Genomic DNA, 26,232 nt, shown 5'->3' on the forward strand with positions numbered 1-26,232 from the left:
CCAAGCCATATAGGCAACGAATATCGACGCAGTGGATACGGCCGCCCCATACCACGCAAGCAAGTTCGCCACCGCGACATGGTCGCATTGCCCGTCAATGTCAGTGGTGTGCATCCTCGGCCGCGATCTCGGCGAGCCGCTGGGCCTCAGGGTCGGCGAACTGGCCCAACTGCAAGTCAATCCGCGACTCATCGAAGAACTTCCGTCCACGCACCGCCGCGCGGTGGATGACTACCCGTGCGCCAGCAGAGGCGAGCAGGGCCCGCCGTCCGTCGGTGTCCCGAGCCGCCCACTCCTCGCCGAACGTGCGCCCGGTCTCGACCCGGCGGACCTCGGTTGCGGCCGTCGCGGGCAGCGCTTCGCGTGCCGCGTGCAACTCGGCCAGGCGGGCCGCCAGCCCGGCCACGTCCGCGCCGCGCTCGGTCAGTTGGCGTGCGATGTCGGCAATTCCGGCCTCTACGTCCGCGCGCCGGCCGTCGTCAACCGCGACCATGACCGTCTCTACGACCGGCCACCCGCCGACCATGTCAAGAAACTGGCGCGTTACGGCCTCCTCCGTCATCTCGGCTGTGATCGCTACGCCCTTACACCCCTGACCGTTACGCCGCGCCGCACAGGTGTATGTCGGGACGGTGGTTCCGCTCGGGTGTTTCCGCGAAGAGGCATAGAGCTTCCGGCCGCACCCGGCGCAATGGGCGATTCCGGAGAGCAGCCGGGCGGCCCGGATTCGTCGGCCGCGACCCTCTACGCCATCGCCGTTCGCCGCGAGCGTCGCCCGCAGTTGGTGCCAAGCGTCCAGCGGGAGAATCGGCTCCCACAACTGTCGCGGCATCCCGTCGGCGTCGCGGATGACTTCGCCCCGGTAGACCGACCGGCCGACGGTCGCCGGGTTCAGGAGCATTTGCGCGATGACTTGCGTCGACCACGGCGCGGCTTTCGTCCGTCGCGTCCGCCCCTCGGCGATCAACCGTGCCGAGCGGGTCGGCACGCCCCGGGAGTTGAGATCATGGGCGATCCGGTAGAGAGATTCCCCGGACAGGACCCGCTCGGCCGCCTCGCGGACGACGTCCGCCGCCTCGGGGTCCGGCGCGAGGACGTAGCCGGGGCCGTCGGCCGCCGGGGCGACCTGATACCCGTACGGGGCGGCCCCGCCAGCCCACCGGCCCAGCTTCCGCGCCTTCGCGATGCCCTCTGTTGTCCGCTCGGCGATGGTGGCCGCTTCCATCTCGGCGAAGGCCGCGAGGATGGTTGCGACGAACTTCCCCGAGATCGTCGTCATGTCCAGCGACTCGGCGACGGATACGAGCGCGGCGCCGTTCCTTTCGGCTTCTTCGGCGAAGGCCCGGAAGTCGACCACGTTCCGCGCGAGTCGGTCGAGCTTCGCGAAGATCACGACGTCGACTTCGCCCCACCGCTCGCGGATCTCGCCGAGGCCCGGCCGGTCGAGCCTCAGACCCTTGTCGGACCCGCTCACGTCCAAGTCGCGAACGACGACGGGGTGAACGTCCCAGCCCTTCGCCGTGCAGTACGCGCGGCACGCCTCCTCTTGGCGCGCGGGGGAGGTCGACGGATCGAGGTCGCCCCGGTGGGAAGAGAGCCGCACGTAGATGATCGCCGTCGTCATAGTGGGACATGGTACGTTGACGTACCCGAAGGCTGTTGCCGTCGACCCAGCGGCCGCTGTCGCGGTCGAGCCGGCGGGCGGTCGAGGCGACCTTGAAGTTGGCCACCAGCGTTCCGCTCTGCGTGGTCCGGCGCCACTCCGGCGCGGTCAGCACGTTGCCGACGATCGTCACGTACGTATCGAACATCGCCCCTCCCAGGGATCGACTTGTCCCGGTGAGCGTCGGCCGGTCGCCCGGCCCGGACCACCCGCCGGCTCGGACCTGTGGACGACGGGCCGCCCTGTGGACAACCACCTGATCAAGGTCCCGATCTGCTAGGCCGACCGGCCCTACGTGCCTGACCTGCGGCGACGCATGATCGAAAGGAACCGGCAAGCAGGCGTTCCGGAATCCCGCCGGTTGGGTAAGTACTTGATCAACCGAGAGAAAGGGAGCTCCCATGCTTCTCCGAGACGTCCACGAGGCAGCGCGATGAGCGCCGTGGCGAACCCCGCGACCGTGGCCGAGTGCCTGCGGGTCGGCGCCGGGTTCTCCCAGGGCGACCGCAACTGGATCGCCGAGCAGTTCGCGACCCTGGACGCCCGGCTCGCCGGCTTCCACGCCGACGCCACCGAGCTGGAGGTGTCCGTCAAGGACCGCGAGGCCCGGGGCCAGAAGGTGACCCTGGAGTGCTGGGTCGCCGGGCGGCAGAAGATCGTCACCACCTCGACCGAGGAGGATCTGCACGCCGCGCTCAACGACGTCCGGGACGACCTGCGCCGCAAGCTCAACGACGCGAAGACCCGGCAGGAGCCGCGCCACAACAAGCACCTGCGCGCCGTCGACCAGCCTGAGGGCACCCCGTTGCAGGACGCCGAGCGCGAGGACGCCGAGACCGTCTGAAGTCCGGCACGGCCCGCCCGCACGGTGACGGCGGGCGGGCCGTGCCGTTTGTTAACAAGGGGCCCTTCCTCTACCGGATGCGTTAACAAGGGCCCCCTCCTTACAACCCAGCACCCCTACCGCCGGGTAGCAAGGCGGCGTACCGTCGCGGTCGTGGAACCGGACGTGCTGGGCGCCCCCTACGAGCGGCGGACGATCGAGCTGGGCACCGACGACGAGGGGCCGGTGGTCGCGACCCTGGTGCGGCGGCGCGCCGACCGCCCGACCGGCCGCGCCGTGCTCTACGTGCACGGCTTCGTCGACTACTTCTTCCAGACCCACGTGGCCGACTTCTTCGCCGAACGCGGCTGGGACTTCTACGCGCTCGACCTGCGCAAGTACGGCCGCAGCCTGCTCCCGCACCAGACCCCGAACTTCTGCCGCGACCTGAGCGACTACTTCCCCGAGCTGGACGCCGCCGCTGAGATCATCCGCGCCGAGGAGGGCCACGACACCCTGCTCGCCATGGGCCACTCGACCGGCGGCCTGATCATCTCGCTGTGGGCGCACGACCGCCGCGACACCGGCCTGGTCGACGGCATCGTGCTCAACAGCCCCTTCTTCGACATCAACGCGCCCTGGATGGTGCGCCGGCCCCTCGCGGCCGCCGTCTCCCGCCTGGGCCGCAGGGCGCCGCAGCGTGTGCTGCCGTTCGGTCTGGGCACCGTGTACGGCGAGAGCCTGCACGCCGACCACCGGGGCGAGTGGCGGTACGACCTGGCCTGGAAGCCGCTCGCCGGGTTCCCGGTGCGGGCCGGCTGGATCAGCGCGATCCGCGCCGGTCAGCGCCGCCTGCGGGCCGGGCTGGACATCCCGGTGCCGGTGCTGCTCGCCTGCTCGACGCGCAGCTTCCGGGGCACGAAGTGGCACGACAGCGCGACCGGCGCCGACGCCGTGCTCGACGTCGAGCACATGGTGCGCTGGGCGCCCCGCCTCGGCCGGCACGTCACGCTCGCCCGCTTCGACGGCGGGCTGCACGACCTCACGCTGTCCAGTCCCGGCGTACGCGAGAAGGTCTTCGCGGAGGTCGGACGGTGGGCGGAGGGATTCCTGCGCGCCGGGCCGACCGAGCCGGAGCCCACGACACCGCCGGCCCCGCGGCGGCCGGCCGACGCGGCCGCCGAGGGCTGAGGCCGGTCCGTCCCGCCGCCGGGACGCCCGGCTCAGTCGGCCGTCCCGCCGCGGACGGCCGGTTCAGTCGGCGACGACCGCCGTGAGCGCGGCGCGGATCCGGTCGAACGTGGCGATCGGATGGCCACCGCCCTGCGGCGGCAGCACCAGGCCCAGGCAACGCAGCGCGGGCCCGCCGTCCGGCCCGGCCTCCACCGCGAACACCGGCGCGCCCACGTAGCCCGCGGGCAGCTCCGTCGTGACCCGCACCTCGCCGCCGTCGCGGGCGACCCGCTCGACGACCGCCTCCAACGGCCGCGCCCCGCCGTCGCCGACGCCCAGGGCCAGCACGAACGCCGAGGCGGGCGCCGCGCCGATCCGGGCGACCGAGTCGGCCGGCGCGGCCACCGCCTCGGTGACATGCTGGGTACGCCAGCGCCAGCCCCGGTCGTCGGCCCAGCCGTGCAGACCGCCGGTCGGCATCGCGGCGAGCCCCAGTTCCGGCAGGTGCAGCCAGTGGTCGGCGAAACCGGGCAGGTCGATCGGCTCGTCCGCCCCCTCGGCCGGGTCGGTGACACTCGGCCGCAACCCGATCTCGCCGTACGCGCGGTCGGTGAGCGCGTCGGCGGTGAGCAGCCACTCGTGCGCGACCTCGCCGTCGTCGGTGGCGCCGACCAGCTCGCTGTAGAAGAAGGCGGTGCCGAGGACGCCGGGCGGTGTGCCCGGGCCGTCCGAGCCGGTGAGGGGCAGGATGGCCCGTCCGAGGAGCTGACACAGCTCGAAGACGATCTCGTTCTCGGTTTCCTGGTCGAGCAGCATCCGACGAGGGTACGGATCGCGTCCCGCCCGGCCCGCGCCGGACCCGCCGCAACTGTGGTGCCGGTCCGGGCCCCGGCGTGGGACGCTGAGGGGCGGAACGGACGCGCCGACCCGTACCCCCGGGCACGCGGGGAGCGGCGGTACCCTCTTGGCGCGACGACCGTCGGCGCGCGCCCGTAGCTCAGCGGATAGAGCAGGGGACTTCTAATCCCAAGGCCGCAGGTTCGAATCCTGCCGGGCGCACCACCGTCATCGCAGTTCGGCGACTTGGCGCTTTCGGTCGAATCGACCACCACGGCCCACGTCGTCAGCCCGATCTGACTGTGCCCGAGCACCTTCATCACCGTCCGGGACGAGGCACCGGAGACGAGCAGGAACGTCGCGCAGGCGTGCCGCAGGTTGCGCAACCGCAGCCAGTCGAGGCCGGCCGCCGCCCGGATCTTGTGCCAGGTCCGGTCGATCCGCTTCAGCGCTAGTCGCGATACATTGCCGAATCAGCGAGGCCCGCGCATGGCCGCTCAGCCCCGTGATGCCAGGCGCTTCCCGCTACGGCGACGGGGTAGCTGACCTCTCTGACCTGTCGATCGGCAGTCTGGACGGAGAACCGTATCGACAACGGCTCGCTCCCGAAGGCGAGAGTGCACTCGATGCGCAGCTTGACGCTGATCCAGCCGGTACCGCCAGGGCGCAGCAGCCGAGACTGGCCGGTGTCATGGACCTGGACGGCGGGTCGTTGACCGGTAGCCGAACTCACTGTGATCGGCGCGGGGCCAGCGTTGATCACTGCCAGTTGCCCGTCCATCCGGAGGATGCCCGTGGCGTCCGAACCCCCGCTACCGACGGATGCAGGAAAGGCCACGAGGGAAACCGAAGCGTTCCGTTCTCGCTCTTCCCGCGAGTCTCGCAGTTCACCGGCACCGATGCCGCCGAGCACGACACCGACCACGAAGGCAGCCACAAGCCGTACATTCCGCCTCCGTTTGGCCACGAGGCGGACAGGGGCGGTGCGGCCCGCCGACTGGCGATCGTGGTCGTCCAGTTCAATCACGTTGTGCTCGGCCGACATGGGCGTCAGCCTAGGGCTCTCAGCGGCTACCCGTCGGCCGGCCGGACAGCCGAGACCACCCGAGAGGCGCTTCGCGGCATCGTCCATGACGGCCCGCGCGATCTCCAGCAGAACAACCCGCAGCACTGATTCCGTCCGCCGGGAGGCACAACCCATGTCTGTGCATGAGCCACCAGAGGCAGTCACCCGGGAGGCGGTGGCGATGCTGCTACACCTGGCGTTCATCGAGATCCGTTCCCAGACGTCACCCGCGATCGGGGACCGGTCACCAGAAGCACTGGCCAAGCGTTGTGATCGGATCAATGAACTGGCTGATCTCTGCCACAACCTGCCCGGATACCTCGCACACGGACGGCGGCACCGCGCCGCGGACGGGCTGCGGTACGTGTGGCGAGGCTCGTCAGGACGGAAACGCACCTGGCTCCGGAGTCGCTTGGACCACCTCGGCTACGACTACGGCTGGCTGGAGGCCCTCGACGTAAAGGAGCCCCGCCGACGGCCCTCATGAGCCATCCGTGGGCCAGTGACCGTGGGTTCGCAGCGCGCCGCACCATCGCTGTTGCAACGTCGGCGGGCCAGCCGCCGATCAGGCAAGGAACGCCCGAAGCTGCCCTATCGCACCCCGCACCTCGGCCCGGTGCCTGCCCTCCTTGACCCACGCCGGCAGGCGTTCGACCAGGGTCTGGCTTCCCATGTACTGGCCGCGTTCCCGCAGCTGAGCGGACACGTACGCCTCCAGCAGGTCCAGGTGTTCGGCGTTGTACGCCCAGAGCACTCGCCCACGGCACTCGATCGAGAGCCAGAGTGGTTGGCCGAAGTACGGGTCGTTCGGGCCCGAGAACTCAGGGAACGCGCGCGCGTTGTTTGCGAGTCGAGGGGCCTCCCAGAGGGCCGTGTACGCGCACCCGAGACAACTGAGCCGACGACGCAGCCAGACGTCGTGCCGAGTACCGTCGGCTTCCTCGGGACACGGAAGGACCGAGGCACGTTCTGCACAGCGTGGGCAGCGGACGAGAACCTCGCCAGCAGCCAAGCCGCCCAGCCAGTACCTCGGATCTCGGAAGCGCCCGGTGCTTCCTCTCTCAGCCGACGCCATTGATCAAACGTACAGCCATCGACACAGACCCCGAGGCCACTGTAAGCGCCCAGCCGCGCCGAGAAGTGATGTCGGGCAAGTGGGCGCTTGGCGCAGGCCACTACGCTCCACATTAGAAGTGTGGGACTCGACTCTCCACCTCCCGGGCTCTGGAGGTACTGTTGCCGGTCGTGCTTGGGCCATACCCGTTGTGCCCGACGTGCCAGAAGACGAACGGCGGCCTCATCGCCGCCAAGCACCGCCAGATTCACCTCCGGGCGCACGACAGGGAGGCATGTGTCGATGCGGGCCTTGCCGGACTCATGGCCAGCCTCTGGGCTGTCTGCGACACGCGTAGCTGTTGCGAGAGCGACCGCGGGCGGGCGTACGTCGTACCGACCGCGGATACCTGCGACGCAGCGGAACACCTGCTGACCAGGCTCGGACTGCGCCCGACGAATCTCGACGGGATCCTCTGTTTCCACAAGCCCAGCTCCTTTCGGCTGGACGACGCCGGCCAGGTGCGACGCGTGCTCGAACAACCAGGCGGTGCCCACTCGCGCTGGCGGGTGAACGAGAACGGGGTGTTCGAACCCGTCCGCCCGGCAGACGAATCCGCCGGCTCTGACGCCGGTCCATGACGAGCGTCCTTGCAGCGACTACCATGCCCTGATGGCCGTCTCGTCGTACGTGGCCCGGCTGCGGGCGGTGATCGGCCACGAGTTGATCCAGATGCCGTCGGTGTCGGTCGTCGTCGTCGACGAACGCGCACGGATCCTGCTGGTACGTCATGCCGAGGACGGGAACGGGTGGGCGGTACCCGGCGGCGCGGTCGACATCGGAGAGTCGCCGGCCCAGGCGGCCGTGCGTGAGATCCGCGAGGAGATCGGCGTTCGGATCAACCGGCCGCGGCTGCTGGACGTGCTCGGCGGCCCCGACTACGAGGTGACCTACCCGAACGGCGACTGCGTCGCCTACGTCACGGCGGTCTACCAGGCGACCATCGCCGACGGAGAGCCGGTCCCCGACCACGAGGAGATCGGTGAGCTGGACTGGTTCACCCCACCGCAGCTAGCCGGTGCCGATCTCAACCGCTTCTCCCGGGCGCTACTGCGGGCCACCGGTCACCTCGCCGGTTGACGGCGACCGCTTCTCGCAGGCCGCTCCGCCGCCGACGGTCGAAAGGAAGCTTCCCGGTCAGGCCGGTCGGCGGTTGGCGTCCGCCCACTCCGCGTCGTTCCAGAGCGCGGGGACCGCGCCGACCGGCTGGAACCGGATCTGCGGATCGTTGCTCTGCACGAGACACATGAGACGGCGGCCGATCAGGCTTGCGCTTCGGGAGTGGCGCGCCATCGTGTCCAGCACGATCTGGGCGGACCGCGGGCAGTGCGTGGCGAACGTGTCGTAGCCGGTGAACACGAGGACGAGGCCGGCCGCCTGGGGCGTCCACCCGTACTCCTGGCTCACCACATCGCGCATGCAGTCGTTGAGGGCGTCGAGGTTGTGCCCGTAGTAGCCGGGGAACCCGAGCACGGCGGCCGTGTCCCGGTGCATGGCCTCCTCGGTCGTCCAGCCCGAGGCGTCCAGGTGGGTGACCTGGTAGCCGTGATCGCGTAGCCATCCGGTCGTCCGATCGAGGATCGGCGAACGCCAGAACAGAGTCACCGGCGTATTGCTCATGAGGCGGAAAGCCCGGTCCCCGCTGAGATCGGCTTCCGCGTCGAAGGCGGTCACGACCGGGAGAGTACAGCCGGGACCGTACGCGAGCGCCATCGCTCCTCGACGGCGACGGACGGGCCGACCGTCCACCGCGGGCCGTGCAGGCGCACCCCGTCCAGATCTAGCCCTCTGCCGACTGGCGACCTGCGGATCGGCTCCACAGCCGGGCCTCGGCCGACAACTGCGCAAACACCTTCTCCTTTGCTGCGCCGTACTGGGCCCGACTGTGGGGATGCAGCGCGGCTGCACGCCTCTTTGCCGCCTCGTAGCGACGGGCAGCGTCCGGGGTGGCCGCGAGGTAGGCGCGAAAGACTCGGTTCGCCTCCGGCACCGGCGACGTGACTCCGAAAACGTGCAGGTGGTGGCTTCGCTTTCCGGCCGTGTCCTTCGCGAAGAACAAGTGCTCATCGTCGTCCGGGAAGGCCAACGGACGATAGGCGTACCCGAGCTGCTCAAGTGGCCGGACGTCGGCGACCACCGCACCTACCTCAGGCACCACCACCAGGATGTCGATGACGGGTTTGGCAGCCAGGCCGGGGACGCTGGTGGAGCCGAAATGCTCGACGCTCAGCGCCGCGGGAAGCGCCTCCGACAACAGCCGTTCTTCGATCCTGAATCGCTCGGGCCAGGCCGGGTCGTAGGGCACCACCTCGACTACAGGCACGTCGTCGCTCACGTCGGCCACCGTAGCGGCCGGCACCTTATTCCGACCGAGGCTACGACCCGGCTGGGGCCAGAACACGAGGCACATCAGGCGCCCACCGAACAGGGCGGGTTGAACCTCGCTCAGGCCGCCGTCAGCGCCGCCAGGGCGCGGTCCATCGCGGCGTTGAACTCCTCCGGCGTCAGCGTCAGCCGGGACTTGACGTCGCGGCTCCACTGGTCGGCGAGGACTTCGGCGGCACCCGCCTCGACGCCGTCGAGCGCCGCGTCGGCCAGGTCGGACGGCGCGATCTTGTTGACGGGCCAGCCGGCGGACATGTCGGTGTCGGCCAGGCCGAGGTGCACCGCCGTCACGAGCGTGCCCTGGTCGGCGAGTTCCAGGCGTACGCCGTTCGTCATCGCCCACGCGGCGGCCTTGGTCAGGTGGTACGCGCCGGCGCCTCTGGTTCCGAACCACGACATGGCGGAGAGCACGTTCACGATCGCGCCCCCGCCGTTGCGGCCGAGCGCCGGCGCGAACGCCCGGATCATCTCCAGGTGGCCGAGCACGTTCGTCTCCACCTCGTGCCGCACCGCGTCCAGCGAACCGGCCACCAGGTCGGTGCCGGTCTGGATCCCGGCGTTGTTGACGAGCAGCGTGACGTCCGGGGCGGCAGCGGCGACGGCACGCACCGATGCGGGACTGGTGATGTCGAGCGCCAGCACCTCGACCCCTGGCAGGTCGACGGTCTCCGGCCGGCGTGCGGTCGCGTAGACCTTGCGGGCGCCGCGTTCGAGCAGGCGCTGGGCGAAGGCGCGGCCCAGGCCGCGGTTGGCGCCGGTGACGAGGGCTACCGAGTTGGTGATGTCCATGCCCGGTACGCTAAACCCTGACGTTGACGTCAGAGGCAAGTGTTGATCGCCGAGACCGGGGTGAGAGGAGTCACCGTGACCGAGCCGCTGATCCGCATCGGGGAGGTGGCTCGCGGCGCCGGTGTCTCGGTGCGCGCGGTGCGCTACTACGAGGAACAGGGTCTTCTCTTCCCCAGGCGCAGCCCGTCGGGCCAGCGCCTCTACCGGCCGGACACGGTCACGCTGGTCCGCTTCATCCAGCAGATGTACGCGGCGGGCCTGACCAGCAGCCGGATCGCGGAACTCCTGCCGTGCTGGGACTCCGGGCACACCGACCCCGCGCAGCGGGCCATGCTGCGCGCCGAGCGCGAGCGCATCCAGGCCAGGGTCGACGAGCTGCGGGCCGCGCTGGACCGCCTCGACGAGGTCATCGCGATCACCGACACCCACCCGTAGGCGCGGCCCGCCGGACGCCGCAGGTCTCAGCGGCTCTCGGTCTCGCGGTGGGCACGCAGTGCGCCGGCGACGGCCAGCCCCACGCCGCCCAGAGCGACAGCCATCTCCACGGCCGAGGAGACCTCGATGGCACTGGCCGCCGGAGCACCCACGCTGATCATGAGCCCCGGTTGCAGGAAGGCGTCCTCGGCGGGCTCGACCAGGGTCCACCAGGTCGCCCACGCGGAGGCGAGAGCCGAGCAGGCCCTCACGGCGACCAGCGCCAGCAGGATCATCCCGGTCGGGAGGAGCCCGTGCCGGTCGCTCCGCCACCCGGACGACGCGAGCAACCCGGCGGTGACGAGCACGGCGAGCAACCCCGGCCACACGGCGGCGAACAGGTCGAGCAGCGGCGGTTCGCCGGGCGTCGACGCCACGCTCAGCCCGCACCAGACGAGCGCGGCCAGCGCCAGGACCGTCGTCGCCACACCGTGCCGCCCGCCGCGTGCCGGCAGCGCCGACACGGCGACCGCGAGCAGGAGTACGCCGAGAACGAGGCCCCACGCGATGAGCCGCTGCCGGTCCATGCCGTCCTGCCAGTGCTCCAGCAGGTGCGCCCTCGCCGCCGCCTGGCCCCGGGCCAGGTCGCCCGCGTCCGTCCCCCATCCCCGATGCCGGAGCAGGTTCGCCGCCACCAGGGCGAACACCCCGGCACCGGCCGCGACGCCCCGCCGCACCCGGGGCGTACCGGAGGTGGTGAGCGCGTGGCCGCACAGGGCCGCCAGGGTGACCGCTGCCCACAGCAGCGACGCGTCCGGCATGGCGAGCAGCGCCGCCCCGACCGACAGCAGGCCGGCCACGACCGCGGCGGCTCCCAGGCTCGGCGACAGACGCATGGCGCAGAGAGTGGCACAGGAATCCCGACCGCGGTGACCCGCCGGTTTCGTCGGTGGTCTCGGGCATGATCGCGTGCGCCGCCGGACGACGAGGCGGGTGCCCCGAACGAAATCTCCTCCTGAAGGTTCTCCGGGGACTAGCGTGCCGTTCCGGCCAGCAGCCACCGCCGGACGGGCACCTCCAGCAGCACCCGCTCACCGTCCGGCGTGACCGGCTGCCGGATGTCCCATCCGCCGTACTTCTCCGCGAACGCCGCGACGACCTCGGGCGGGAAGCCGGTGCGGTGTACGCGGGCCTCGCCCTCCGCTACGACCGGGTGGACACCGTCCTCCAGGGCGAGCGAGACGCGGGGGTCGGCCGCCACGTTGCGGGCCTTGACGCTGCGCCCCTCGCAGCCGATCCACCAGACGCCGTCGGCGTAGACGAACCACACCGGCGTGACGTGCGGGGAGCCGTCACGGCGCAGCGTGCAGAGCCAGACGTTGCGTTCGCGGGCGAGCCGGTCCGCGACGGCCGGCGGAAGCGGTGCGGTGGGAGGTGGGGCCATGCGACAAGTGGATCAGGTGCGCGCGGAGGCCCGCTACGGGCTCACTCGCAGATCCGCCACTCCCCGTCCTCCTTGACCATTGGGAACGACTGCGTGACGTTGGTGCCGACCGCCGGGGTGAAGCGGATGGTCGTCGACCCGCTCACCCGGCCGTTGTTGTTCGACACGTTCAGCCCGGTGATGTCGTAGCCGGTGAACTCCGGCTGGGAGGACTGCTGCCGGGTGAAGTCCGCCTCGCTGACCCGGTCGCGTACGCGGGTGCAGAGCTGCCGGTACGCGGCGGGATAGTCGCGGTCGACGATCGCCTCGGCGAACGTCTCCGCTGTGGACCGCGCCGGACCGGTGGCCTCCTGCACGGCCCGGAAGAGGAAGAAGCCGCCGAGCACACCGCCGGAGCAACAGATCGCCAGCACCACGCCCAGCACAATGAACAGGGTTCGCTTGGACTTCTTCGGCGGCACCATGGCCGGCTGGTATGCCATGCCCGGCAGGGTAGGCGGGCCGGGCAACCGCTAAAACGGATGCCCGTGCTCCGCTTCTCGGCGACCATCGATCGATGCCCGCACACCGCCCGGCCGAGCCGGACATCAGTCGCTACTACACCGAGATCTACGTCGAGGCCGACCGGCTGGAAGCGTCGCCGCAGGGCCGGCTGGAGGCACGGCGTACCCGGGATCTGCTCGCCCGGCTGCTGCCCGCCGCACCTGCGGACGTGCTGGACGTCGGCGGCGGTCCCGGGGCGTACGCGGGTCCGCTCGCGGCGGCCGGCTACCGGGTGCACCTGGTCGACCTGGTGCCCGCGCACGTGGCGGCGGCACGGTCGGCGTACCCGCTGGTCACGGCGTCGGTGGGTGACGCCCGCGCGGTGCCGTCGCCCGACGCGGCGGCGGACGCGACGCTGCTGCTCGGCCCGCTCTACCACCTTCCCCGGCAGGCCGACCGGGTCGCGGCGCTGCGCGAGGCGGCGCGGGTGACCCGGCCGGGCGGGACGATCGTGGCGGCGGCGATCAGCCGCCACGCCGCGCTGATCGACCTGAGCGTGCAGGGCCGCCTCGACGAGGACAACCGGCGGTCGTTGCGCGCCCAGTACGAGACCGGGGTGAACGACCCGGCCACCGGCTTCACCACCGCGTTCTTCCACCGGCCGGAGGAACTGGTCGCCGACTTCGTCGCGGCCGGACTGCCCGCCCCGGAGGTGTACGGGGTGGAGGGTCCGCTGTGGCCGCTGCTGAACGCGCTCGGCACCGGGCCGCACGAGCGGTTGTTCGCCGACGCGGTGGCCTGCGCCGAGACGTTCGAGCGGGACGCCGCGATCCTCGGTGCCAGCGCCCACCTGCTCGCCGCCGCGCGGCGCTGACCGCCGGGCCGGAGAGCCGGCTGCTTTACGCCGGAGCGAAACTCGTCAAGCACCAAGGGTGACCAGTTGCGACAAACCATGTTATTCTCCAGCGTCAATCTATGCCGCGCGGACCCGGCCGGGTCGCTGCCGGAAGGACATCCCCCCCGATGCCGGTCGCTGCCGCCATGCCTCTGTCACGGGCCCCGCTGGCCCGCCCGGCGGGTGACGCGTTCAGCCTGATCTTCACCACCCTGCCGGCGCTGCTGCGGCTCACCTGCGGCCTGGTCGGCGCGGTGGTCGCGCTGGCGGTGCGTACGCCGCCGGTGCGGGTGGCGCTGCTGATCCCCGCGGTCGTCGTGCTGACCGCCTGGTCGGTCTGGTACGCGTTCCGCGCGTTCCGGCACGGCATCGGCGGCGCGCTGGTCGCCGGTGACGTGGCGCTGACCACCGCCGCCGCGCTCGCCGTCCCGTGGCTCGTCGCGCCGGAGGTGCTGCCGGGCGAGGCGAGCTGGATCGCGGTGCTGGCCAGCTCGACAGTCATCAACGCTCAGGCCACCGCCCCAGCCCGCTGGTCCGTGCCGGCCGGCCTGCTGGTCACCGCCGCGTACGTCACCGGCACCACGCTGGCCGGCAACCCGGTCGAGGCGCGGGCGCACGCCGGGACGCTGCTGGTGCAGACCGGCAGCGCGGCGGTGATGACAGCGGTGATGCGCCGCCGGATCGCCCGCGCCGACGCCGCGTTCGCCGACTACCAGCGGTTGTCCCACGAGGCGGTGGTCGCGCGCGCCGCCCGCGAGGCCGAACGGCGGCAGAACCGCGACCTGCACGACACCGTGCTGGGCACGCTCACCATGGTCGGCCTCGGCGCGGTGCCCGACTCGGCGACGTTGCGCGAGCGGTGCGCGGACGATCTGCGTACCCTCTCCGCCCTGGCGGGTGCGCGGACCACCACCGCGGCCGGCGAGGCCGACCTGGACGAACGGCTGCGCGAGGTGCTGGCCGGGACGGCGGTGACCGCCACGCTTGCGCCGTGCCGGCTGCCGGCGGAGGTCGCCACGGCGCTCGCCGACAGCGCCGCCGCCGCGCTGGCGAACGTGGCGCGGCACGCGCCGGGGGCGGCCGCGTCGCTGCGCCTGGCCCGCGAGGGCGGCACCGTCGTGGTCGAGGTGGTCGACGACGGTCCCGGTTTCGACCCGTCCACGGTCCCGGCCCACCGGTACGGGCTGCGCGAGTCGATCCACGGGCGGATGAGCACTGTGGGCGGCCGGGCGGTGGTGACTTCCGCCCCTGGCGCCGGCACCCGGATTCGGCTGGAGTGGTCCGATGTCGAGTGAGTCGGGCACGGCGGTGACGGCCGCCCCCGCGCTGCGCCCGCTGCCCCGGCCGCGGGCGGCTGCACACTCCGGGGCGGCCACCGCCCCGCCCGAGGCGCACGCGGTGGCCGACGCGTCGGACCGGGGCGCGCGGGTCGCCGCGATCGTCATCGCCGCGGCCTGGCACCTGGCTGTCGCGTTGCCGGCCGTGCTGCGGGCCGGGCAGGGGATGGCGGCCCCGGCCGTGGTGGCGGCGGGCTGGCTGGTGACCGCGCTGGTCGGGGTCGGAACCGGGGTACGCCTGCTGCGCGGCGGGCTGCCGGCGGCCGGGCCGCCGGCACTGGCGCTGCTGGTGGTCGACGCGGCGGTGGTCGCGGGCGCCGGCGAGCGGTTCCTGTTCAGCACCGCCAACTGGGTGTGGGGCGGCCTGGCCTGGTTCTTCCTGCTGGTGCTCTGGCAGCGGCCGGTGCGCTGGCTGCTGCTCATGCTCGCCGCGCACGGCACGATCGCGCTGGTCGCGGTGGTGCTGTACGGGGCGACCGCCCCGGCCGACCTGAGCCGGACCGCGATGTACGTCTACGGCACCTCCACCCTGCCGGTGGCGGTCTTCGTCGGCGCGGCGGCGCTCACCGCGCAGGCCCGGGGCCGGGCCGCCACCGCGGCGGCGAGGCTGGCCGTGGCGGCGGAGCAGGAGGCGGCCGAGCGGGCCCGCACCGAACGGCAGGCGCGGCTCGCACTGGTCAGCGGCACCGCCGAGGAGGTGCTGGCCGAACTGGCGGCGGGCGACGCCGACCCGGCCGACCCGGCGGTACGGCGACGCGCGGTGCTGGCCGCGGCCCGGCTGCGCCGGCTGATCGCCGAGTCGGACGACGTGCCGGACGCGCTGCTGCACGAACTGCGCGCGGCGGCCGACCTGGCCGAGCGCAACGGACTGCCGATCGACCTGGTGTCGGTCGGTACCCCACCGGAGCTGCCGGTGGAGATCCGGCGCGGGCTGGCCGACCCGCTCACCGCAGCGCTCGCCGCGGCCGAGGGCTGGGCGCGGCTCACGGTGGTGGCGGGCCCGGACGAGGTAGTGGTCAGCCTGGTGACACCGGATCACGACGGCCCGGACGAGCCGGCGACCGGCGGGGACGGGCCGGTGGAACACCTGCACGAGCGGGACGGGGAGATCAGATGGACGCAGACCCGCTGGCGGCGGACGTGAACGCCGGAACCCCGATCGGGGTGGCGATCGTGGACGACCATCCGGTGGTGATCGACGGGGTGCGCGCCTGGCTGGCCGGCGAACCCCGGTTGCGGGTGCTGGCCACCGGCGACGACCCGGACGAGGTGCTGCGGGCCGCGCCGGACGCCGAGGTGGTGCTGCTCGACCTGCGCCTGCACGGCCGGATGGTGCTGGACAAGCTGGCCGAGCTGAGCGCGGCCGGGCGCCGGGTGGTGGTCTACTCCGAGCACAGCGACCCGCAGACCATGCTCGCCGCGCTGGACGCCGGGGCGGTCGCGTTCCTGGCCAAGCACGAGGGGCGCGAGCACTGCGTGGCGACGGTGCTGGCGGCGGCGAGCGACCGGCCGTACGTGCCGCCGGCGCTGGCCGGGGCGATGGTCGGTGACGCCCGTCCGGACCGTCCGTCCCTGTCGGACAAGGAGCGCGAGGCGCTGCTGCTGTGGTTCCAGTCGATGTCGAAGGCATCGGTGGCGCGCCGGATGCAGATCAGTGAGCACACCGTGAAGCAGTACGTCGACCGTGCGCGGATCAAGTACACCCGAGCGGGCCGTCCGGCCGCCACGAAGGCGGCGCTGCTCGCCCGGGCGATCGAGGACGGACTCGTCCGACCGGAAGATATCGGCATCTACCGGTCGCAGGCTTCGGCCGACCGGCCGACCCCCTAACAGGTGTCATGACAGTCACCCCAGGAATCGGGCAGGCTCACCGGTACCGCCAACCGTCATCGGGAGGTCGTACCGTGCCGGAGGACGCCACACCCTTCTTCGTCGGACCGCATCGGTTCGACGCCGACGACGACCCCACCCGTCCCGTGCTCGACCGGCGTTACGAGCTGGTGCCCGAGCCGGGCGAACGCCTGCTCGGTCAGCACGTCCTGCGCGTCGCCGGTCACCTGCTCGGCCCGACCGAGGACGTCCGCTGCTGGTCGCTGCCCGCCCCGGCGACGATCACCGTGACCGAGCGCCAGCTGGCGTACGTCTGCACCGGCTCGGACCTGTCGGTGGTCTCCGGGCGGGACAGCCGGGCGGCCGCCCGGCACCGGCGTCCGGTCCGGCTGTCCCGCCTGGTCAGCGGGCAGATCCGCTGGCAGTGGCCGTCCCGGCTGGAGCTGGCCGAGGTGGGCGACGGCATCGGCGAGCTGCGCATCGTGTGCGACGCGCTGCGCACCATCCGGCAGCCGGCGCTGGCGCTGACCGGCCCGGTCGGTCAGGTGGCCGCGCTGGCCCGGCAGGTACGCCGCTCGGTGGCCGGTTTCCGGCTCGCCAACGCCGAACTGGTGGACCTGTCCCCGCCGGAACGGGACGTCCTCGCCGTCCGGGCGGCCGCCTCCCCCGGCCCGACGCTGGGCACCGTGACGCTGCCGGGCTCGCTGCCGGTGGAGTTCCTGTCCCGCGACGACTACTACCGTCCGCCGGAGGACGAGGCGTCGCCGTGGGCGTGGTCCGGCTTCCCGGCCCACGGCCAGCCCGGCTCCGCCTGCTGACGGTCCCCCGTCACGGGCGGCCGGCCGGCCGGGCGCGCGGGCGCGGTCAGGAGGCGCTGCGGGTGCGGCGCTCGGACCGGTCCAGCTCGACCGCCTCCTCCGGGGTCGGCGCGCTGCCGCCCAGGTGGGCCGGCTGCCACCAGGTGTCGTCCGGGCCGGACGGCTTGTCCGGGTACTCCCGTTGGGCCCGGTCGACGAGCGCCGACAGGCGGGTACGCAGGTCGGCGGTCATGGCCGTGGCGTCCGGGTAGGCGGACGGGTCCATCGGCTCGCCGACGATGATGGTGATCGGCGTGTGCCGGCGGGTCAGCGTGCGCGGGCGGCCCTTGGTCCACAGCCGCTGGGTGCCCCAGAGCGCGACCGGCAGCAGCGGCACGTCCGCCTCCTGCGACATCCGGGCCGCGCCGTTCTTCAGGTCCTTGACGGTGAAGGAGCGGCTGATCGTCGCCTCCGGGAAGACGCCGACCACCTCGCCCCGGCGCAGCGCGCCGACAGCGGCGGCGTACGACCCGGCGCCGGCGGCCCGGTTGACCGGGATGTGCTTCATGCCGCGCATCAGCGGACCGGAGACGCGGTGCCGGAAGACGCTGTCCTTGGCCATGAACCGGACCAGCCGCTTGGCCGGGTGCGCGCCGTAGCCGCAGAAGATGAAGTCGAGGTAGCTCACGTGGTTGGACGCGAGCACCGCGCCGCCGGTGTGCGGCACGTGCTCGCTGCCGGACACGTCCAGGCGCAGGTCGAGGAGCCGGAACATCGTCTTCGCGGCGGTGATCACAGGGGGGTACACGAGTTCCGACATGTCGAAACTTTACCCCGAGTAGGTTACGCGACCGTAGGGCCGATCTGCCCTCGGCAGACCCGGGTCGCGCACCGGCCCGGGCCCGGCGACGATGGCGTCATGACCGAACGCGCGGTGCTGCTCTGGATCCACGGCGGAGGCTGGCGGGCCCGCGCCGAGGAGGACGGGGCCGCGCTCGCGTCGCTCGGGCTGCGCGTGGTCGAGGCCACGTACCGGTTCTCCCACCAGGCGCGCTGGCCCGCTCAGCTCGACGACGTCCGCGCCGCGGCCCGGGCCGCCCGGGCCGCGGCGGGCGGCCTGCCGCTGCTGGTGGCCGGTGACTCGGCGGGCGGGATGCTGGCCCTCCAGCTCGGCCTGCGCGGGGTGGACCGGCCCGGCGACGTGGCGGGCGTGCTCGCGTACTGGGCCCCCGTCGACCCGCTCGACCCGGAGCAGCGGCGCCGGCGCGCCCCCGGCGACGACCCGTGGACGGACCTGCTGGGCCACCCGCCGGCCGCCGGTGACCCGGCCACCGCCGACGCGACGGTCGCCACCCACCTCGGCTCCGGCGTGCCGGTGCTGCTGGTCCAGGGCCGCGACGACGTGGCGGTGCCGGCCGCCCAGCCGGTCGAGCTGACCGGCTGGCTGCTCGCCGCCGGGCACCCGGCGCATCTGTGGCTCACCCACGGCGGGCACGCGCTCGACCTGGCCCGGCCCGACCTGCGCGCGGCTGCCGCCGCGTTCCTGGACAGCGTCCTGCCCGCCGTCGCGGGCCACTAGGTTCGAGGCATGCCCGATCTCGCCGCGATCGTCATCCACTGCCGCGACCCCTACCTGCTGGCCCCGTTCTGGAGCGCGGTCACCGGGCTGCCGGTGGTCGAGGCGGACCAGGTGAAGCTCGCCGAGGGCACGCTCGCGCCGACCGAGGCGGTGCTGCTGCACGATCCGCACGGGCGGCGTCCGGACCTGTGGATCAGCCCCGCCGACGTGCTGCCGGAGCCCGGCCGGATCCACCTCGACCTGGTCGGCGACGCCGAGGAGCGGGCCGCGGTGCTGGAGGCGGGCGCGACAGTCGTCCGCGAGCTGCCGCGCTGGACCGTGCTGGCCGACCCGGAGGGCAACGAGTTCTGCCTGCTCCCGCCGAACGAGGCGCACACGGCGTCGCCGCCCGGGCACTGAGCCGGCTCAGTCGGCCAGTTCCTCGATGTTGAGCCGACCTCGGGCGAACGCGTCCACCCGGCCCCAGCGACCAGGGATGTCCAACACCTCGATCCGTCCCATGCCCACCGGCAGCCGTGGGTCGACAGCCAGGTGCTGCTCGTGCGGCTCCAGACCGAGCATGGTGCGCAACAGCAGCAGCGGCGCCCCTGTGGACCAGGCCTGCGGGCTGCACGCGGTCGGGTACTCCACCGGGAACTTGGTCAGCTCGCGCGGGTAGCCGCCGAACGCCTCCGGCAGCCGGCCGTCGAAGTAGGTGGCCGCGTCGAGGATGCCGTTGGCCACCGTGGCGGCCTCCTCGGCGAAGCCGTACCGGCGCAGACCCCAGGCGACGAACGAGTTGTCGAACGGCCAGATCGTGCCGTTGTGGTAGCCGATCGGGTTGTAGCGGACCTCGCCCTCGGCCAGCGTCCGCACCCCCCAGCCCGACCAGAGCCGGGGACCGACCAGATGCTCGGCGACCTTCGCCGCCCGCTCGTCGTCCACGATCCCGCTCCACAGCAGGTGGCCCATGTTGGAGCTGAGCACGTCGCACTGACGCCCGTCCGGGTCCAGCGCGAGCGCGTAGAAGCCGCGGTCGGCGACCCACCAGTCGTTGTTGAAGCGCCGCTTCAGCTCCGCCGCCTCGCGTTCCAGCTGATCGGCGTACGCGGGGTCGTCCCAGAACAACCGGGCCATCCGGGCGGCCCGCATCTTCGCGTCGTACGCGTACCCCTGCACCTCGCAGGTGGCCCGGGGGAACGGCGGCAACGTGCCGTCGGCGTACGAGATGGAGTCCCACGAGTCCTTCCAGCACTGGTTCTCCAGGCCGGTGTCGGTGTTGCGCCGCTCGTACCAGATGTAGCCGTTGCCGAGCAGGTCGGCGTAGTCGTCGACCCACTTCAACGCCGCCCGGCACTCCCGTTCCAGCTCCTTGACCAGCGCGCCGTCGCCGCTCCACCGCTCGTACTCGTCGAGCAGCACCACGAACAGCGGCGTCGCGTCCACCGAGCCGTAGTACGGCGAGTGCGGCTGCTCCTCGAACGCGGCGGTCTCGCCGTACCGCATCTCGTGCAGGATCCGGCCCGGATCCTCGTCCCGGAAGTCGTCGAACCGGGTGCCCTGGAGCGCGCCGAGGATCCGCAGCGTGGTCTTCGACATCTCCGGCGCGAACGGCAGCACCTGGAGGCAGGTGAGAATGCTGTCCCGGCCGAACATGGTCATGAACCAGGGCAGGCCGGCCGCGGGCAGCGTCTGCCCGCCGAGCGACAGCGGCGAGAAGCGCAGCGCCGCGAGGTCGACGAGGCTCCGCCGGTACGTCGCGGCGAGTTCCTCGTGCTCGCTGTTCAGCTTCGGTGCCCGGCTGATCCACTCCTCCAGGTCGTGCTGGAGCGCGAGCCGCTCGGTGCCGTGCGCGCGCAGCCCCATCCGCAGGTCCCGGCCGCCGGGGCCGATCGCGAACGTCTGCACGTCGATGACCGCTTCCCACTGCTCGTTGGGTTCCAGCCGGATGCTCCAGGCGAAACCACGCTGGTCGTAGCGGGCCGGCTGGTTGGCGGAGACGAGCGTCTCGCGCCGGAAGTTGCCCCGCCGGTAGCCCAGGCGCAGCCGGTCCGACTCGGCCTCGGCGTAGTGTTCGCCCTTCTTGTTCAGGATCTCGTCCTTGACCTGGAACAGGTCGGCGAAGTCCGATCCGGCGTCCATCCGGATCTCCAGGTCGACCGGCTTCTCGTCGTGGTTGAGGATGGTCAGCGTCTCGCGGAAGCTGCCGCCGACCGCCCGCTCCCGGATGACCGACAGCTTCGCGTCGATGTAGTGCGTGGCCATGCCGGGCACCAGGAAGAACCGGGCCTCGTAGTACTGGAGGTCGTCGTAGGACAGCGCGTTGAGCCGCTCGCCGTTGATCGTGAGCACCCATTTCGACAGGTACCGCGTGTCGAGCGAGAACAATCCGGTCGGCTCGCTCGGTGTGGCCTCGATGTCGCCGGTGTCCTCGCACACCACGAACGTGTTGCCGTCCAGGATCCGGACGGAGTTGCTACCGGGCATCAGGCACCCCTCCCGCCGAACGTGTGGTGCGGTCCCCGGGAGTCCGGCGGACCGGGGAAGACCCGCTCGACCTGCAACATGAGCCGCAGGTCGCCGACGACTGTCATGTCGCCCCGCAGCAGCGCCGCGACGGCGTTCTCCTCACCGCCGACCAGCTCGGCGAACAGGCGCGGCTCGGTACCGACCACCGTGTCCGCCTCGCCGTCCTCCTGCCGGACCCGCAGGTTGCCGTGATCGATCTCCAGCAGCCAGTGCGTGGTGTGCGGGCCCTCGTGCAGGTCGAAGCGGAGCGTTCCGGATGTCTTGACCAGCAGCGGCTCGAACCCCCGCCGATCCAGGTCCTCGAAGAATCTCGTGGTCATGTCCACCATCCGGGCGACTCCTCCCGCGATCCGCGGTCTACCTGTCGAGGCTCGTGTCCCCACCCGATCCGGGGTCAACCTCGCCCGAACCGGGTGAGCGCGGCGCCACGGCACGGACGCGCGACGCCGGCCCCCGAACCGGGAGCCGGCGTCACCGCGGCAGGCAAGTCTAGTTGTTGGGCTCGTCGGCGCTGATGTCCGCGAGCACCGACTGGGGTTCCCGCTCCACCGCCAGGTCACCCATGGAGATCAGGCCGACCAGCCGGCCGTCGTCGATCACCGGGAGGCGACGGACCGCGTACGTGCGCATCAGGTCCGCGGCGGCCACGGCGTCGTCGTACTGGCTGACGGTCACCACGTCCTTGCTGGTGACCTGGTTGAGCCGGGTGGCGGTGGGGTCCATGTTCTCGGCCACGCCCCGCACCGTGATGTCCCGGTCCGTCACGATGCCGACCACGTTGTCGCCGTCGGTCACCACCACGTCGCCGATGGCACTGTCGCGCATCTCCTGCGCGGCGGCCATGAGCGTGTCGTTGCCGTCCATCGTCACCAACCGGGTCGTCATGAACTCTCCGACCGTTGTCATGGTGCTCCCCTCTCGCTGTCGGCACCGCGGTCTACCCGCCGGCGCAGGCGGGGTAACGCGTGCCTCACCGCCGGTGGCGCAGCCGTCGGCGCAGGTCGTAGGAGCCGTTGCTGGACAGCCCGTAGAAGATCGGCAGCAGCAGGAGCACCACGAGCGCCGCCGGCACGCTCAGCAGCACGCCCACCAGACCGGCGATCGCGTACGCGAGCACGCCGAGCAGGGCCCGGACGCATTCGGCCTCGAAGAACCGCAGGTCATCGGCACCCCCGCCCTGCCGGCACGGGGCGGCCGGCGACCCGGCGGGCATACCCGCTGAGCAGGCGTCCGTGCCGGGTGGCCCGGCACGGACGCCCTGGCGGGTCAGCGCTCGGCGGCGACCAGCTCGGCGAGCTGCACGGCGTTCAGCGCCGCGCCCTTGCGCAGGTTGTCGTTGGCGCAGAACAGCGCGAGCCCGTGCTCGACGGTCTCGTCGGCCCGGATCCGGCCCACGTACGTCGGGTCCTGGCCGGCCGCCTCCAGCGGCGTCGGCACGTCGCGCAGCGCCACGCCGGGCGCGCCGTCGAGCAGCTCACGGGCCCGGTCCGGGTCGATCGGCCGGGCGAACCGGGCGTTGATCTGCAGCGAGTGGCCGGTGAAGACCGGCACCCGCACGCACGTGCCGGAGACCTTCAGCCCGGGGATCTCCAGGATCTTGCGGCTCTCGTTGCGCAGCTTCTGCTCCTCGTCCGTCTCGAAGGAGCCGTCGTCGACGATCGAGCCGGCCAGCGGGAGCACGTTGAAGGCGATCGGACGGGCAAACGAGCGCGGCTCCGGGAACTCCACCGCCCGGCCGTCGAAGGCGAGCCCGGCGGCGTCCTCGGCCACCTTGCGGACCTGCTCGTCCAGTTCCGCCACACCGGCCAGGCCGGCGCCGGAGACCGCCTGGTAGGTGGCGACGACGAGGCTGACCAGTCCGGCCTCGTCGTGCAGCGGGCGCAGCACCGGCATGGCGGCCATCGTGGTGCAGTTCGGGTTGGCCACGATGCCCTTCGGGCGGTCCGCGATCGCGTGCGGGTTGACCTCGGCCACCACCAGCGGCACCTGCGGGTCCATCCGGAACGCCGAGGAGTTGTCGATCACCACGGCGCCGGCCTCGGCGACCCGGGGAGCCAGCTCCTTCGCGGTCCCCTTGCCCGCCGAGAAGAGCACGATGTCCAGGCCGCGGTAGTCCGCGGTGGCCGCGTCCTCCACGGTGACCTCGCCGTCGCGCCAGGGCAGCGTGCGCCCGGCCGACCGGGCCGAGGCGAACAGGCGCACCTGCTCCGCCGGGAACTCGCGCTCCGCCAGCACCTGCCGCATGACGCCACCGACCTGGCCGGTGGCTCCCACAATGCCGATCCTCATGCCCGCGAGGCTACCCAGCCGGGCGGTGCGGGTGGGAAACGTTTCCCACCGCGCGGATGCGGGGCGACGGGAATCACAGGCCCGCCGCCCCGCCCGGTCACGTGTGGTCGACCACCTCGCCGAGACCGCTGGCGACCAGCTCGTCCCGGATGACCGCCGCGTCCCCCTCGATCACCATCGTCAGCGACTCCGGGTGCAGATAGGTGGCGGCCGCCGCGGAGACGTCCTCGACCGTCGCCGCGAGCAGTTGCTCCCGCAGCCGCGCGTGGTAGTCGTCCGGCAGGTCGTGCACGACCAGCGTGGTCAGGGCCGCGGCGATGGCCCGCGGGCTCTGCAACTCGACCGAGAGCTGCCCGGCCCGCCAGGAACGCGCCACCTCCAGCTCGTCCTCGGTGACACCGGTGAGCTGGGTACGCGAGATCTCGCCCACCGACTCGACGAGCGCCGGGGCGGTCACCGCGGTCTGCACGCCGGAGCTGACCGCGAACCGGCCGAACCGCCGGGACGAGGCGAAGTCGCCGCGGATCCCGTACGTGTAGCCGCGTACCTCCCGGATCAGGTGGTTGAGCCGGGACGTGAACGCGCCGCCGAGCACGGTGCCGGCGAGCGTCATCGGCACGTGGTCGGGGTGGGCGCGATGCGGGGACGGGTGGCCGAGCCGCAGCGTGGACTGCACCGAGCCGGGCCGGTCGACCAGGATGACCCGGCGCTGCCCGGCCAGCGGCACGTCGATCGGGCCGCCGCGTTCCACCGGGCCGCCGCCGGCGCCGGCGAACGCCGTCGCGGCGAGCGCGTCCAGGTCGATCCGCTCCAGGTCGCCGGCGACGACGAGCGTGCCGGGGCGGATGAACCACTCCGAGTGGAAGACGGTGACGTCGTCCACCTCCAGCGCGGCCACGCTGTCCGGGTCGCCGTAGAGCGGGCGGCCCCACCGGTGCTCCGCGCCGAACAGCTCGGCCCGGAGCACCGCGTCGGCACGCGGGCCGGGGTTGGCCCAGTCCATCCGCAGCGCGGTCGCCTCGTCGTCGCGTACGCGCAGTACGTCGGCCGGGTCGAGCCGGGGCGTACGGACCGCCTCGGCCAGCAGCTCCACCGCGGCGGTCAGCCGGTCCACCGGCACCTGCACGCTCACCTGGAACGAGTCCCAGTCGAGCCCGGTCGCCAGCTCGGTGCCGAGCGCCTCGATGGCCAGCGCGTACGCGGTGGCGTCCCGCTGCGCGGTGCCCTCCTCCAGCGCCTTGGCCAGCACCGCGCCGAGGCCCTCCTTGCCGACCGGCTCCCGGCCCGCGCCGCCGTCGAGCAGCAGCAACGCGACGGCGAGGTTCTGCCCGGGCAGGTGCGCGGCGACCACCTGACCGCCGGCCACCGTCCGCCGGACCACCTGCGGGAACCGGTAGGCGCGGGCGGCGCCGGGGCCGGGACGGGTGGCGATCAGCGACATCAGTTCTCCTCGGGCAGGTAGGTCAGGATCACCCGGTCGGCGGCGCCGAGCAGCTCGGCGGCCTGCTCGGCGATCTGCTCCGCGGTCACCGCGAGCCAGGCCGGCAGCCGGTCGGCCGCGCGGGCCGGGTCGCCGAACTGGGTGGCGTAGCGGCCGAGCGTGTCCGCCCGACCGTCGACGGTGGACATCTGCCGCCACCACATGGTGCTCAGCAGCGCCTTGGCGCGGTCCAGCTCGGCGGCGGTCACCGGCACGGTGGCCAGCTCGTCGACCACCTCGGCGAGCCCGTCGCGCAGCCGCTCGGCGCTCACCCCGGGACGGGCCGTGGCGGTGGCGATCAGCGGGGCGGGCGCGTGCGCGAGGTCCACCCCGTACGCGCCGACCAGGTCCGGCTGGGCGATCCGCTCACCGTCGGCGAGCCGCTGGTAGAGGCGGCTGCCCCGGCCGCTGCCGAGCACGGTGCCCAGCACCGTGGTCACGTCGTACCCCTGGGTGCCGAACGGGTGGGTGCGGTGCGCGACGTAGACGCGGGGGGCGGGCACGTCGGCGGTGACTGTCTCCACCGCCGGGCGGCCGGTGGCCGGCACGGTGCGGCCGTCCGGCGCGGCCGGGATGTCGGCGCGCGCGGTGAGACCGCCGAAGTACTTGTCGGCGAGCGCGAACACCTCCGCCGCCTCTGTGTCGCCGACCACTGTGAGGACCGCGTTGTTCGGCGCGTAGTACGTGCTGTGGAACTCCTGGAAGGTGGCCAGGTCGGCGGCGTTCAGGTCGGCCATCGACCCGATCGTCGCGTGGTGGTACGGGTGGCCCGGCGGGTAGAGCAGCGGCAGCAGCCGCAGCCACGCGTCGCCGTACGGCACGTTCTCGTAGCGCTGACGGCGCTCGTTCTTCACCACGTCACGCTGGTTGTCCAGCGTCTCCTGGGTCAGCGCCGGCACCAGCCCGCCCATCCGGTCGGCCTCCAGCCAGAGCGCCAGTTCCAGATGCTCGGCCGGGACCGTCTCGAAGTAGTTGGTCCGGTCCGGGTTGGTGGTCGCGTTGAGCGAGCCGCCCGCGCCCTGGATCAGCTTCATGTGCTCGGTCTTCGCCACGTTCACCGAGCCCTCGAACATGAGGTGCTCGAAGAGGTGGGCGAAGCCGGTCTGTCCCGCCGGTTCGTGGCGTGAGCCCACGTCGTACCAGAGGTTGACCGCCACGGCCGGGGCGGTGCGGTCCTCGCTCACCACCACACGCAGGCCGTTGTCCAGTCGGGTCGTCTCGATCGGCCAGGGGAAACCGCTGTCGGGCATGAGACGACGCTATCCGATCTCGGAGGCGGAAAGGTGACACGCGCGCCGGAGCATCGCCGGTGCGCGCCGGGGTACC

Annotated in this window: 29 protein-coding genes, 1 tRNA gene and 2 pseudogenes; 12 read left to right on the forward strand and 20 right to left on the reverse strand. The window is 72.5% G+C overall.

Going from position 1 to position 26,232, the window contains the following annotated elements; genetic code table 11:
* Positions 1–100: 100 nt before the first annotated feature.
* Positions 101–1,624, reverse strand: a complete 1,524-nt coding sequence (locus FB455_RS08400; RefSeq protein WP_145752799.1) for a recombinase family protein — start codon at positions 1,622–1,624, stop codon at positions 101–103.
* Positions 1,625–1,643: 19 nt separating this feature from the next.
* A pseudogene (locus tag FB455_RS08405) lies at positions 1,644–1,811 on the reverse strand (single-stranded DNA-binding protein); the annotation flags it as partial.
* A gap of 285 nt (positions 1,812–2,096) precedes the next feature.
* Here FB455_RS08405 and FB455_RS08410 point away from each other — a divergent pair.
* Positions 2,097–2,507: an HPF/RaiA family ribosome-associated protein gene (locus tag FB455_RS08410; protein ID WP_013288112.1), complete on the forward strand. Its 411-nt coding sequence runs from the start codon at positions 2,097–2,099 to the stop codon at positions 2,505–2,507.
* Between the two features lie 153 nt (positions 2,508–2,660).
* On the forward strand, positions 2,661–3,677 hold the full coding sequence (locus FB455_RS08415; protein ID WP_186461514.1) for an alpha/beta hydrolase: 1,017 nt from the start codon (positions 2,661–2,663) through the stop codon (positions 3,675–3,677).
* A gap of 63 nt (positions 3,678–3,740) precedes the next feature.
* Here FB455_RS08415 and FB455_RS08420 read toward each other — a convergent pair whose 3' ends face one another.
* Complete coding sequence (locus FB455_RS08420) at positions 3,741–4,475, reverse strand: hypothetical protein (protein WP_145752801.1); 735 nt, start codon at positions 4,473–4,475, stop codon at positions 3,741–3,743.
* A 170-nt stretch (positions 4,476–4,645) separates the two neighbouring features.
* Here FB455_RS08420 and FB455_RS08425 point away from each other — a divergent pair.
* Positions 4,646–4,721: transfer RNA gene (locus tag FB455_RS08425), tRNA-Arg, on the forward strand.
* Positions 4,722–4,840: 119 nt separating this feature from the next.
* Here FB455_RS08425 and FB455_RS34725 read toward each other — a convergent pair.
* From FB455_RS34725 to FB455_RS34540, 3 genes and pseudogenes are all read right to left on the reverse strand, one after another.
* Positions 4,841–4,945 (reverse strand): annotated as a pseudogene (locus tag FB455_RS34725) (hypothetical protein); the annotation flags it as partial.
* A 2-nt stretch (positions 4,946–4,947) separates the two neighbouring features.
* Positions 4,948–5,541 (reverse strand): hypothetical protein, encoded by a 594-nt coding sequence (locus FB455_RS08435; protein WP_145752803.1) that lies wholly within the window; start codon positions 5,539–5,541, stop codon positions 4,948–4,950.
* A gap of 586 nt (positions 5,542–6,127) precedes the next feature.
* Positions 6,128–6,316: a hypothetical protein gene (locus tag FB455_RS34540; RefSeq protein WP_053065259.1), complete on the reverse strand. Its 189-nt coding sequence runs from the start codon at positions 6,314–6,316 to the stop codon at positions 6,128–6,130.
* A gap of 972 nt (positions 6,317–7,288) precedes the next feature.
* Between FB455_RS34540 and FB455_RS08445 the strand changes: the two genes are divergently transcribed.
* A complete protein-coding gene (locus FB455_RS08445) occupies positions 7,289–7,756 on the forward strand; it encodes an NUDIX domain-containing protein (RefSeq protein ID WP_145752806.1) in 468 nt (155 codons plus the stop codon).
* 57 nt (positions 7,757–7,813) lie between these two features.
* Here the strand turns inward: FB455_RS08445 and FB455_RS08450 are convergent, their stop codons facing one another.
* From FB455_RS08450 to FB455_RS08460, 3 genes are all read right to left on the reverse strand, one after another.
* A complete protein-coding gene (locus FB455_RS08450; protein WP_145752808.1) occupies positions 7,814–8,350 on the reverse strand; it encodes a barstar family protein in 537 nt (178 codons plus the stop codon).
* 106 nt (positions 8,351–8,456) lie between these two features.
* Positions 8,457–9,011 carry a GrpB family protein gene (locus tag FB455_RS08455; RefSeq protein WP_161801594.1) on the reverse strand — a complete coding sequence of 185 codons (555 nt, stop codon included), beginning with the start codon at positions 9,009–9,011 and terminating at the stop codon, positions 8,457–8,459.
* A 110-nt stretch (positions 9,012–9,121) separates the two neighbouring features.
* The gene (locus FB455_RS08460; protein WP_123110052.1) at positions 9,122–9,850 is read right to left on the reverse strand and encodes an SDR family oxidoreductase; all 729 of its coding nucleotides are present in this window, start codon (positions 9,848–9,850) and stop codon (positions 9,122–9,124) included.
* Positions 9,851–9,925: 75 nt separating this feature from the next.
* Here FB455_RS08460 and FB455_RS08465 point away from each other — a divergent pair, with 75 nt between their 5' ends.
* Positions 9,926–10,285: a MerR family transcriptional regulator gene (locus tag FB455_RS08465; protein ID WP_186466385.1), complete on the forward strand. Its 360-nt coding sequence runs from the start codon at positions 9,926–9,928 to the stop codon at positions 10,283–10,285.
* Positions 10,286–10,311: 26 nt separating this feature from the next.
* Here the strand turns inward: FB455_RS08465 and FB455_RS08470 are convergent, their stop codons facing one another.
* The 3 genes from FB455_RS08470 to FB455_RS08480 form a co-directional block, all read right to left on the reverse strand.
* Positions 10,312–11,160, reverse strand: coding sequence for an aminopeptidase (locus tag FB455_RS08470; RefSeq protein ID WP_145752814.1), 849 nt, complete (start codon positions 11,158–11,160; stop codon positions 10,312–10,314).
* 137 nt (positions 11,161–11,297) lie between these two features.
* On the reverse strand, positions 11,298–11,708 hold the full coding sequence (locus FB455_RS08475; RefSeq protein ID WP_145752815.1) for a TIGR03618 family F420-dependent PPOX class oxidoreductase: 411 nt from the start codon (positions 11,706–11,708) through the stop codon (positions 11,298–11,300).
* 41 nt (positions 11,709–11,749) lie between these two features.
* Complete coding sequence (locus tag FB455_RS08480) at positions 11,750–12,190, reverse strand: Rv0361 family membrane protein (protein ID WP_013288124.1); 441 nt, start codon at positions 12,188–12,190, stop codon at positions 11,750–11,752.
* A 74-nt stretch (positions 12,191–12,264) separates the two neighbouring features.
* On the opposite strand from FB455_RS08480, the gene FB455_RS08485 reads away from it, so the two are divergent.
* The 5 genes from FB455_RS08485 to FB455_RS08505 all read left to right on the forward strand — a co-directional run bounded on the left by FB455_RS08485 (position 12,265) and on the right by FB455_RS08505 (position 17,071).
* Positions 12,265–13,065 carry a class I SAM-dependent methyltransferase gene (locus tag FB455_RS08485; protein ID WP_145752817.1) on the forward strand — a complete coding sequence of 267 codons (801 nt, stop codon included), beginning with the start codon at positions 12,265–12,267 and terminating at the stop codon, positions 13,063–13,065.
* Between the two features lie 149 nt (positions 13,066–13,214).
* Complete coding sequence (locus FB455_RS08490) at positions 13,215–14,381, forward strand: ATP-binding protein (protein WP_145752819.1); 1,167 nt, start codon at positions 13,215–13,217, stop codon at positions 14,379–14,381.
* Positions 14,371–15,567 carry a hypothetical protein gene (locus FB455_RS08495; RefSeq protein ID WP_145752821.1) on the forward strand — a complete coding sequence of 399 codons (1,197 nt, stop codon included), beginning with the start codon at positions 14,371–14,373 and terminating at the stop codon, positions 15,565–15,567. The genes FB455_RS08490 and FB455_RS08495 overlap by 11 nt, the downstream gene beginning before the upstream one ends.
* A complete protein-coding gene (locus FB455_RS08500) occupies positions 15,537–16,253 on the forward strand; it encodes a response regulator transcription factor (protein WP_013288128.1) in 717 nt (238 codons plus the stop codon). The genes FB455_RS08495 and FB455_RS08500 overlap by 31 nt, the downstream gene beginning before the upstream one ends.
* A 74-nt stretch (positions 16,254–16,327) precedes the next feature.
* The gene (locus tag FB455_RS08505) at positions 16,328–17,071 is read left to right on the forward strand and encodes a hypothetical protein (protein WP_013288129.1); all 744 of its coding nucleotides are present in this window, start codon (positions 16,328–16,330) and stop codon (positions 17,069–17,071) included.
* A gap of 46 nt (positions 17,072–17,117) precedes the next feature.
* Here FB455_RS08505 and FB455_RS08510 read toward each other — a convergent pair whose 3' ends face one another.
* Positions 17,118–17,870, reverse strand: a complete 753-nt coding sequence (locus FB455_RS08510) for a lysophospholipid acyltransferase family protein (RefSeq protein ID WP_013288130.1) — start codon at positions 17,868–17,870, stop codon at positions 17,118–17,120.
* A gap of 99 nt (positions 17,871–17,969) precedes the next feature.
* Here FB455_RS08510 and FB455_RS08515 point away from each other — a divergent pair, with 99 nt between their 5' ends.
* Both FB455_RS08515 and FB455_RS08520 read left to right on the forward strand, forming a co-directional pair.
* Positions 17,970–18,629: an alpha/beta hydrolase gene (locus FB455_RS08515; RefSeq protein WP_013288131.1), complete on the forward strand. Its 660-nt coding sequence runs from the start codon at positions 17,970–17,972 to the stop codon at positions 18,627–18,629.
* A 9-nt stretch (positions 18,630–18,638) separates the two neighbouring features.
* Positions 18,639–19,028: a VOC family protein gene (locus FB455_RS08520; RefSeq protein ID WP_013288132.1), complete on the forward strand. Its 390-nt coding sequence runs from the start codon at positions 18,639–18,641 to the stop codon at positions 19,026–19,028.
* Positions 19,029–19,034: 6 nt separating this feature from the next.
* Here the strand turns inward: FB455_RS08520 and FB455_RS08525 are convergent, their stop codons facing one another.
* The 7 genes from FB455_RS08525 to FB455_RS08555 all read right to left on the reverse strand — a co-directional run bounded on the left by FB455_RS08525 (position 19,035) and on the right by FB455_RS08555 (position 26,156).
* Positions 19,035–21,095 carry an amylo-alpha-1,6-glucosidase gene (locus FB455_RS08525; RefSeq protein WP_013288133.1) on the reverse strand — a complete coding sequence of 687 codons (2,061 nt, stop codon included), beginning with the start codon at positions 21,093–21,095 and terminating at the stop codon, positions 19,035–19,037.
* Positions 21,095–21,466 carry an SCP2 sterol-binding domain-containing protein gene (locus FB455_RS08530; RefSeq protein ID WP_013288134.1) on the reverse strand — a complete coding sequence of 124 codons (372 nt, stop codon included), beginning with the start codon at positions 21,464–21,466 and terminating at the stop codon, positions 21,095–21,097. Before FB455_RS08530 ends, FB455_RS08525 begins: the two co-directional genes overlap by 1 nt.
* 160 nt (positions 21,467–21,626) lie before the next feature.
* Positions 21,627–22,043 (reverse strand): CBS domain-containing protein, encoded by a 417-nt coding sequence (locus tag FB455_RS08535; RefSeq protein ID WP_013288135.1) that lies wholly within the window; start codon positions 22,041–22,043, stop codon positions 21,627–21,629.
* A 64-nt stretch (positions 22,044–22,107) separates the two neighbouring features.
* Positions 22,108–22,350: a hypothetical protein gene (locus FB455_RS08540; RefSeq protein WP_013288136.1), complete on the reverse strand. Its 243-nt coding sequence runs from the start codon at positions 22,348–22,350 to the stop codon at positions 22,108–22,110.
* 53 nt (positions 22,351–22,403) lie between these two features.
* Complete coding sequence (locus FB455_RS08545) at positions 22,404–23,426, reverse strand: aspartate-semialdehyde dehydrogenase (protein WP_013288137.1); 1,023 nt, start codon at positions 23,424–23,426, stop codon at positions 22,404–22,406.
* A gap of 97 nt (positions 23,427–23,523) precedes the next feature.
* Positions 23,524–24,867 (reverse strand): M16 family metallopeptidase, encoded by a 1,344-nt coding sequence (locus FB455_RS08550; RefSeq protein WP_013288138.1) that lies wholly within the window; start codon positions 24,865–24,867, stop codon positions 23,524–23,526.
* Positions 24,867–26,156, reverse strand: coding sequence for a M16 family metallopeptidase (locus FB455_RS08555; RefSeq protein WP_013288139.1), 1,290 nt, complete (start codon positions 26,154–26,156; stop codon positions 24,867–24,869). Before FB455_RS08555 ends, FB455_RS08550 begins: the two co-directional genes overlap by 1 nt.
* Positions 26,157–26,232 lie beyond the last annotated feature (76 nt).

The organism is Micromonospora sp. CNZ296, from assembly GCF_007827635.1.

Coding starts and splice junctions, on each gene's coding strand:
- FB455_RS08400 (WP_145752799.1), bottom strand. CDS start 1,624: ATGACGACGGCGATCATCTACGTGCGGCTCTCTTCCCACCGGGGCGAC.
- FB455_RS08410 (WP_013288112.1), top strand. CDS start 2,097: ATGAGCGCCGTGGCGAACCCCGCGACCGTGGCCGAGTGCCTGCGGGTC.
- FB455_RS08420 (WP_145752801.1), bottom strand. CDS start 4,475: ATGCTGCTCGACCAGGAAACCGAGAACGAGATCGTCTTCGAGCTGTGT.
- FB455_RS08435 (WP_145752803.1), bottom strand. CDS start 5,541: ATGTCGGCCGAGCACAACGTGATTGAACTGGACGACCACGATCGCCAG.
- FB455_RS08445 (WP_145752806.1), top strand. CDS start 7,289: ATGGCCGTCTCGTCGTACGTGGCCCGGCTGCGGGCGGTGATCGGCCAC.
- FB455_RS08460 (WP_123110052.1), bottom strand. CDS start 9,850: ATGGACATCACCAACTCGGTAGCCCTCGTCACCGGCGCCAACCGCGGC.
- FB455_RS08470 (WP_145752814.1), bottom strand. CDS start 11,160: ATGCGTCTGTCGCCGAGCCTGGGAGCCGCCGCGGTCGTGGCCGGCCTG.
- FB455_RS08475 (WP_145752815.1), bottom strand. CDS start 11,708: ATGGCCCCACCTCCCACCGCACCGCTTCCGCCGGCCGTCGCGGACCGG.
- FB455_RS08480 (WP_013288124.1), bottom strand. CDS start 12,190: ATGGCATACCAGCCGGCCATGGTGCCGCCGAAGAAGTCCAAGCGAACC.
- FB455_RS08485 (WP_145752817.1), top strand. CDS start 12,265: ATGCCCGCACACCGCCCGGCCGAGCCGGACATCAGTCGCTACTACACC.
- FB455_RS08490 (WP_145752819.1), top strand. CDS start 13,215: ATGCCGGTCGCTGCCGCCATGCCTCTGTCACGGGCCCCGCTGGCCCGC.
- FB455_RS08495 (WP_145752821.1), top strand. CDS start 14,371: ATGTCGAGTGAGTCGGGCACGGCGGTGACGGCCGCCCCCGCGCTGCGC.
- FB455_RS08500 (WP_013288128.1), top strand. CDS start 15,537: ATGGACGCAGACCCGCTGGCGGCGGACGTGAACGCCGGAACCCCGATC.
- FB455_RS08510 (WP_013288130.1), bottom strand. CDS start 17,870: ATGTCGGAACTCGTGTACCCCCCTGTGATCACCGCCGCGAAGACGATG.
- FB455_RS08515 (WP_013288131.1), top strand. CDS start 17,970: ATGACCGAACGCGCGGTGCTGCTCTGGATCCACGGCGGAGGCTGGCGG.
- FB455_RS08520 (WP_013288132.1), top strand. CDS start 18,639: ATGCCCGATCTCGCCGCGATCGTCATCCACTGCCGCGACCCCTACCTG.
- FB455_RS08525 (WP_013288133.1), bottom strand. CDS start 21,095: ATGCCCGGTAGCAACTCCGTCCGGATCCTGGACGGCAACACGTTCGTG.
- FB455_RS08530 (WP_013288134.1), bottom strand. CDS start 21,466: ATGGTGGACATGACCACGAGATTCTTCGAGGACCTGGATCGGCGGGGG.
- FB455_RS08535 (WP_013288135.1), bottom strand. CDS start 22,043: ATGACAACGGTCGGAGAGTTCATGACGACCCGGTTGGTGACGATGGAC.
- FB455_RS08540 (WP_013288136.1), bottom strand. CDS start 22,350: ATGCCCGCCGGGTCGCCGGCCGCCCCGTGCCGGCAGGGCGGGGGTGCC.
- FB455_RS08545 (WP_013288137.1), bottom strand. CDS start 23,426: ATGAGGATCGGCATTGTGGGAGCCACCGGCCAGGTCGGTGGCGTCATG.
- FB455_RS08550 (WP_013288138.1), bottom strand. CDS start 24,867: ATGTCGCTGATCGCCACCCGTCCCGGCCCCGGCGCCGCCCGCGCCTAC.
- FB455_RS08555 (WP_013288139.1), bottom strand. CDS start 26,156: ATGCCCGACAGCGGTTTCCCCTGGCCGATCGAGACGACCCGACTGGAC.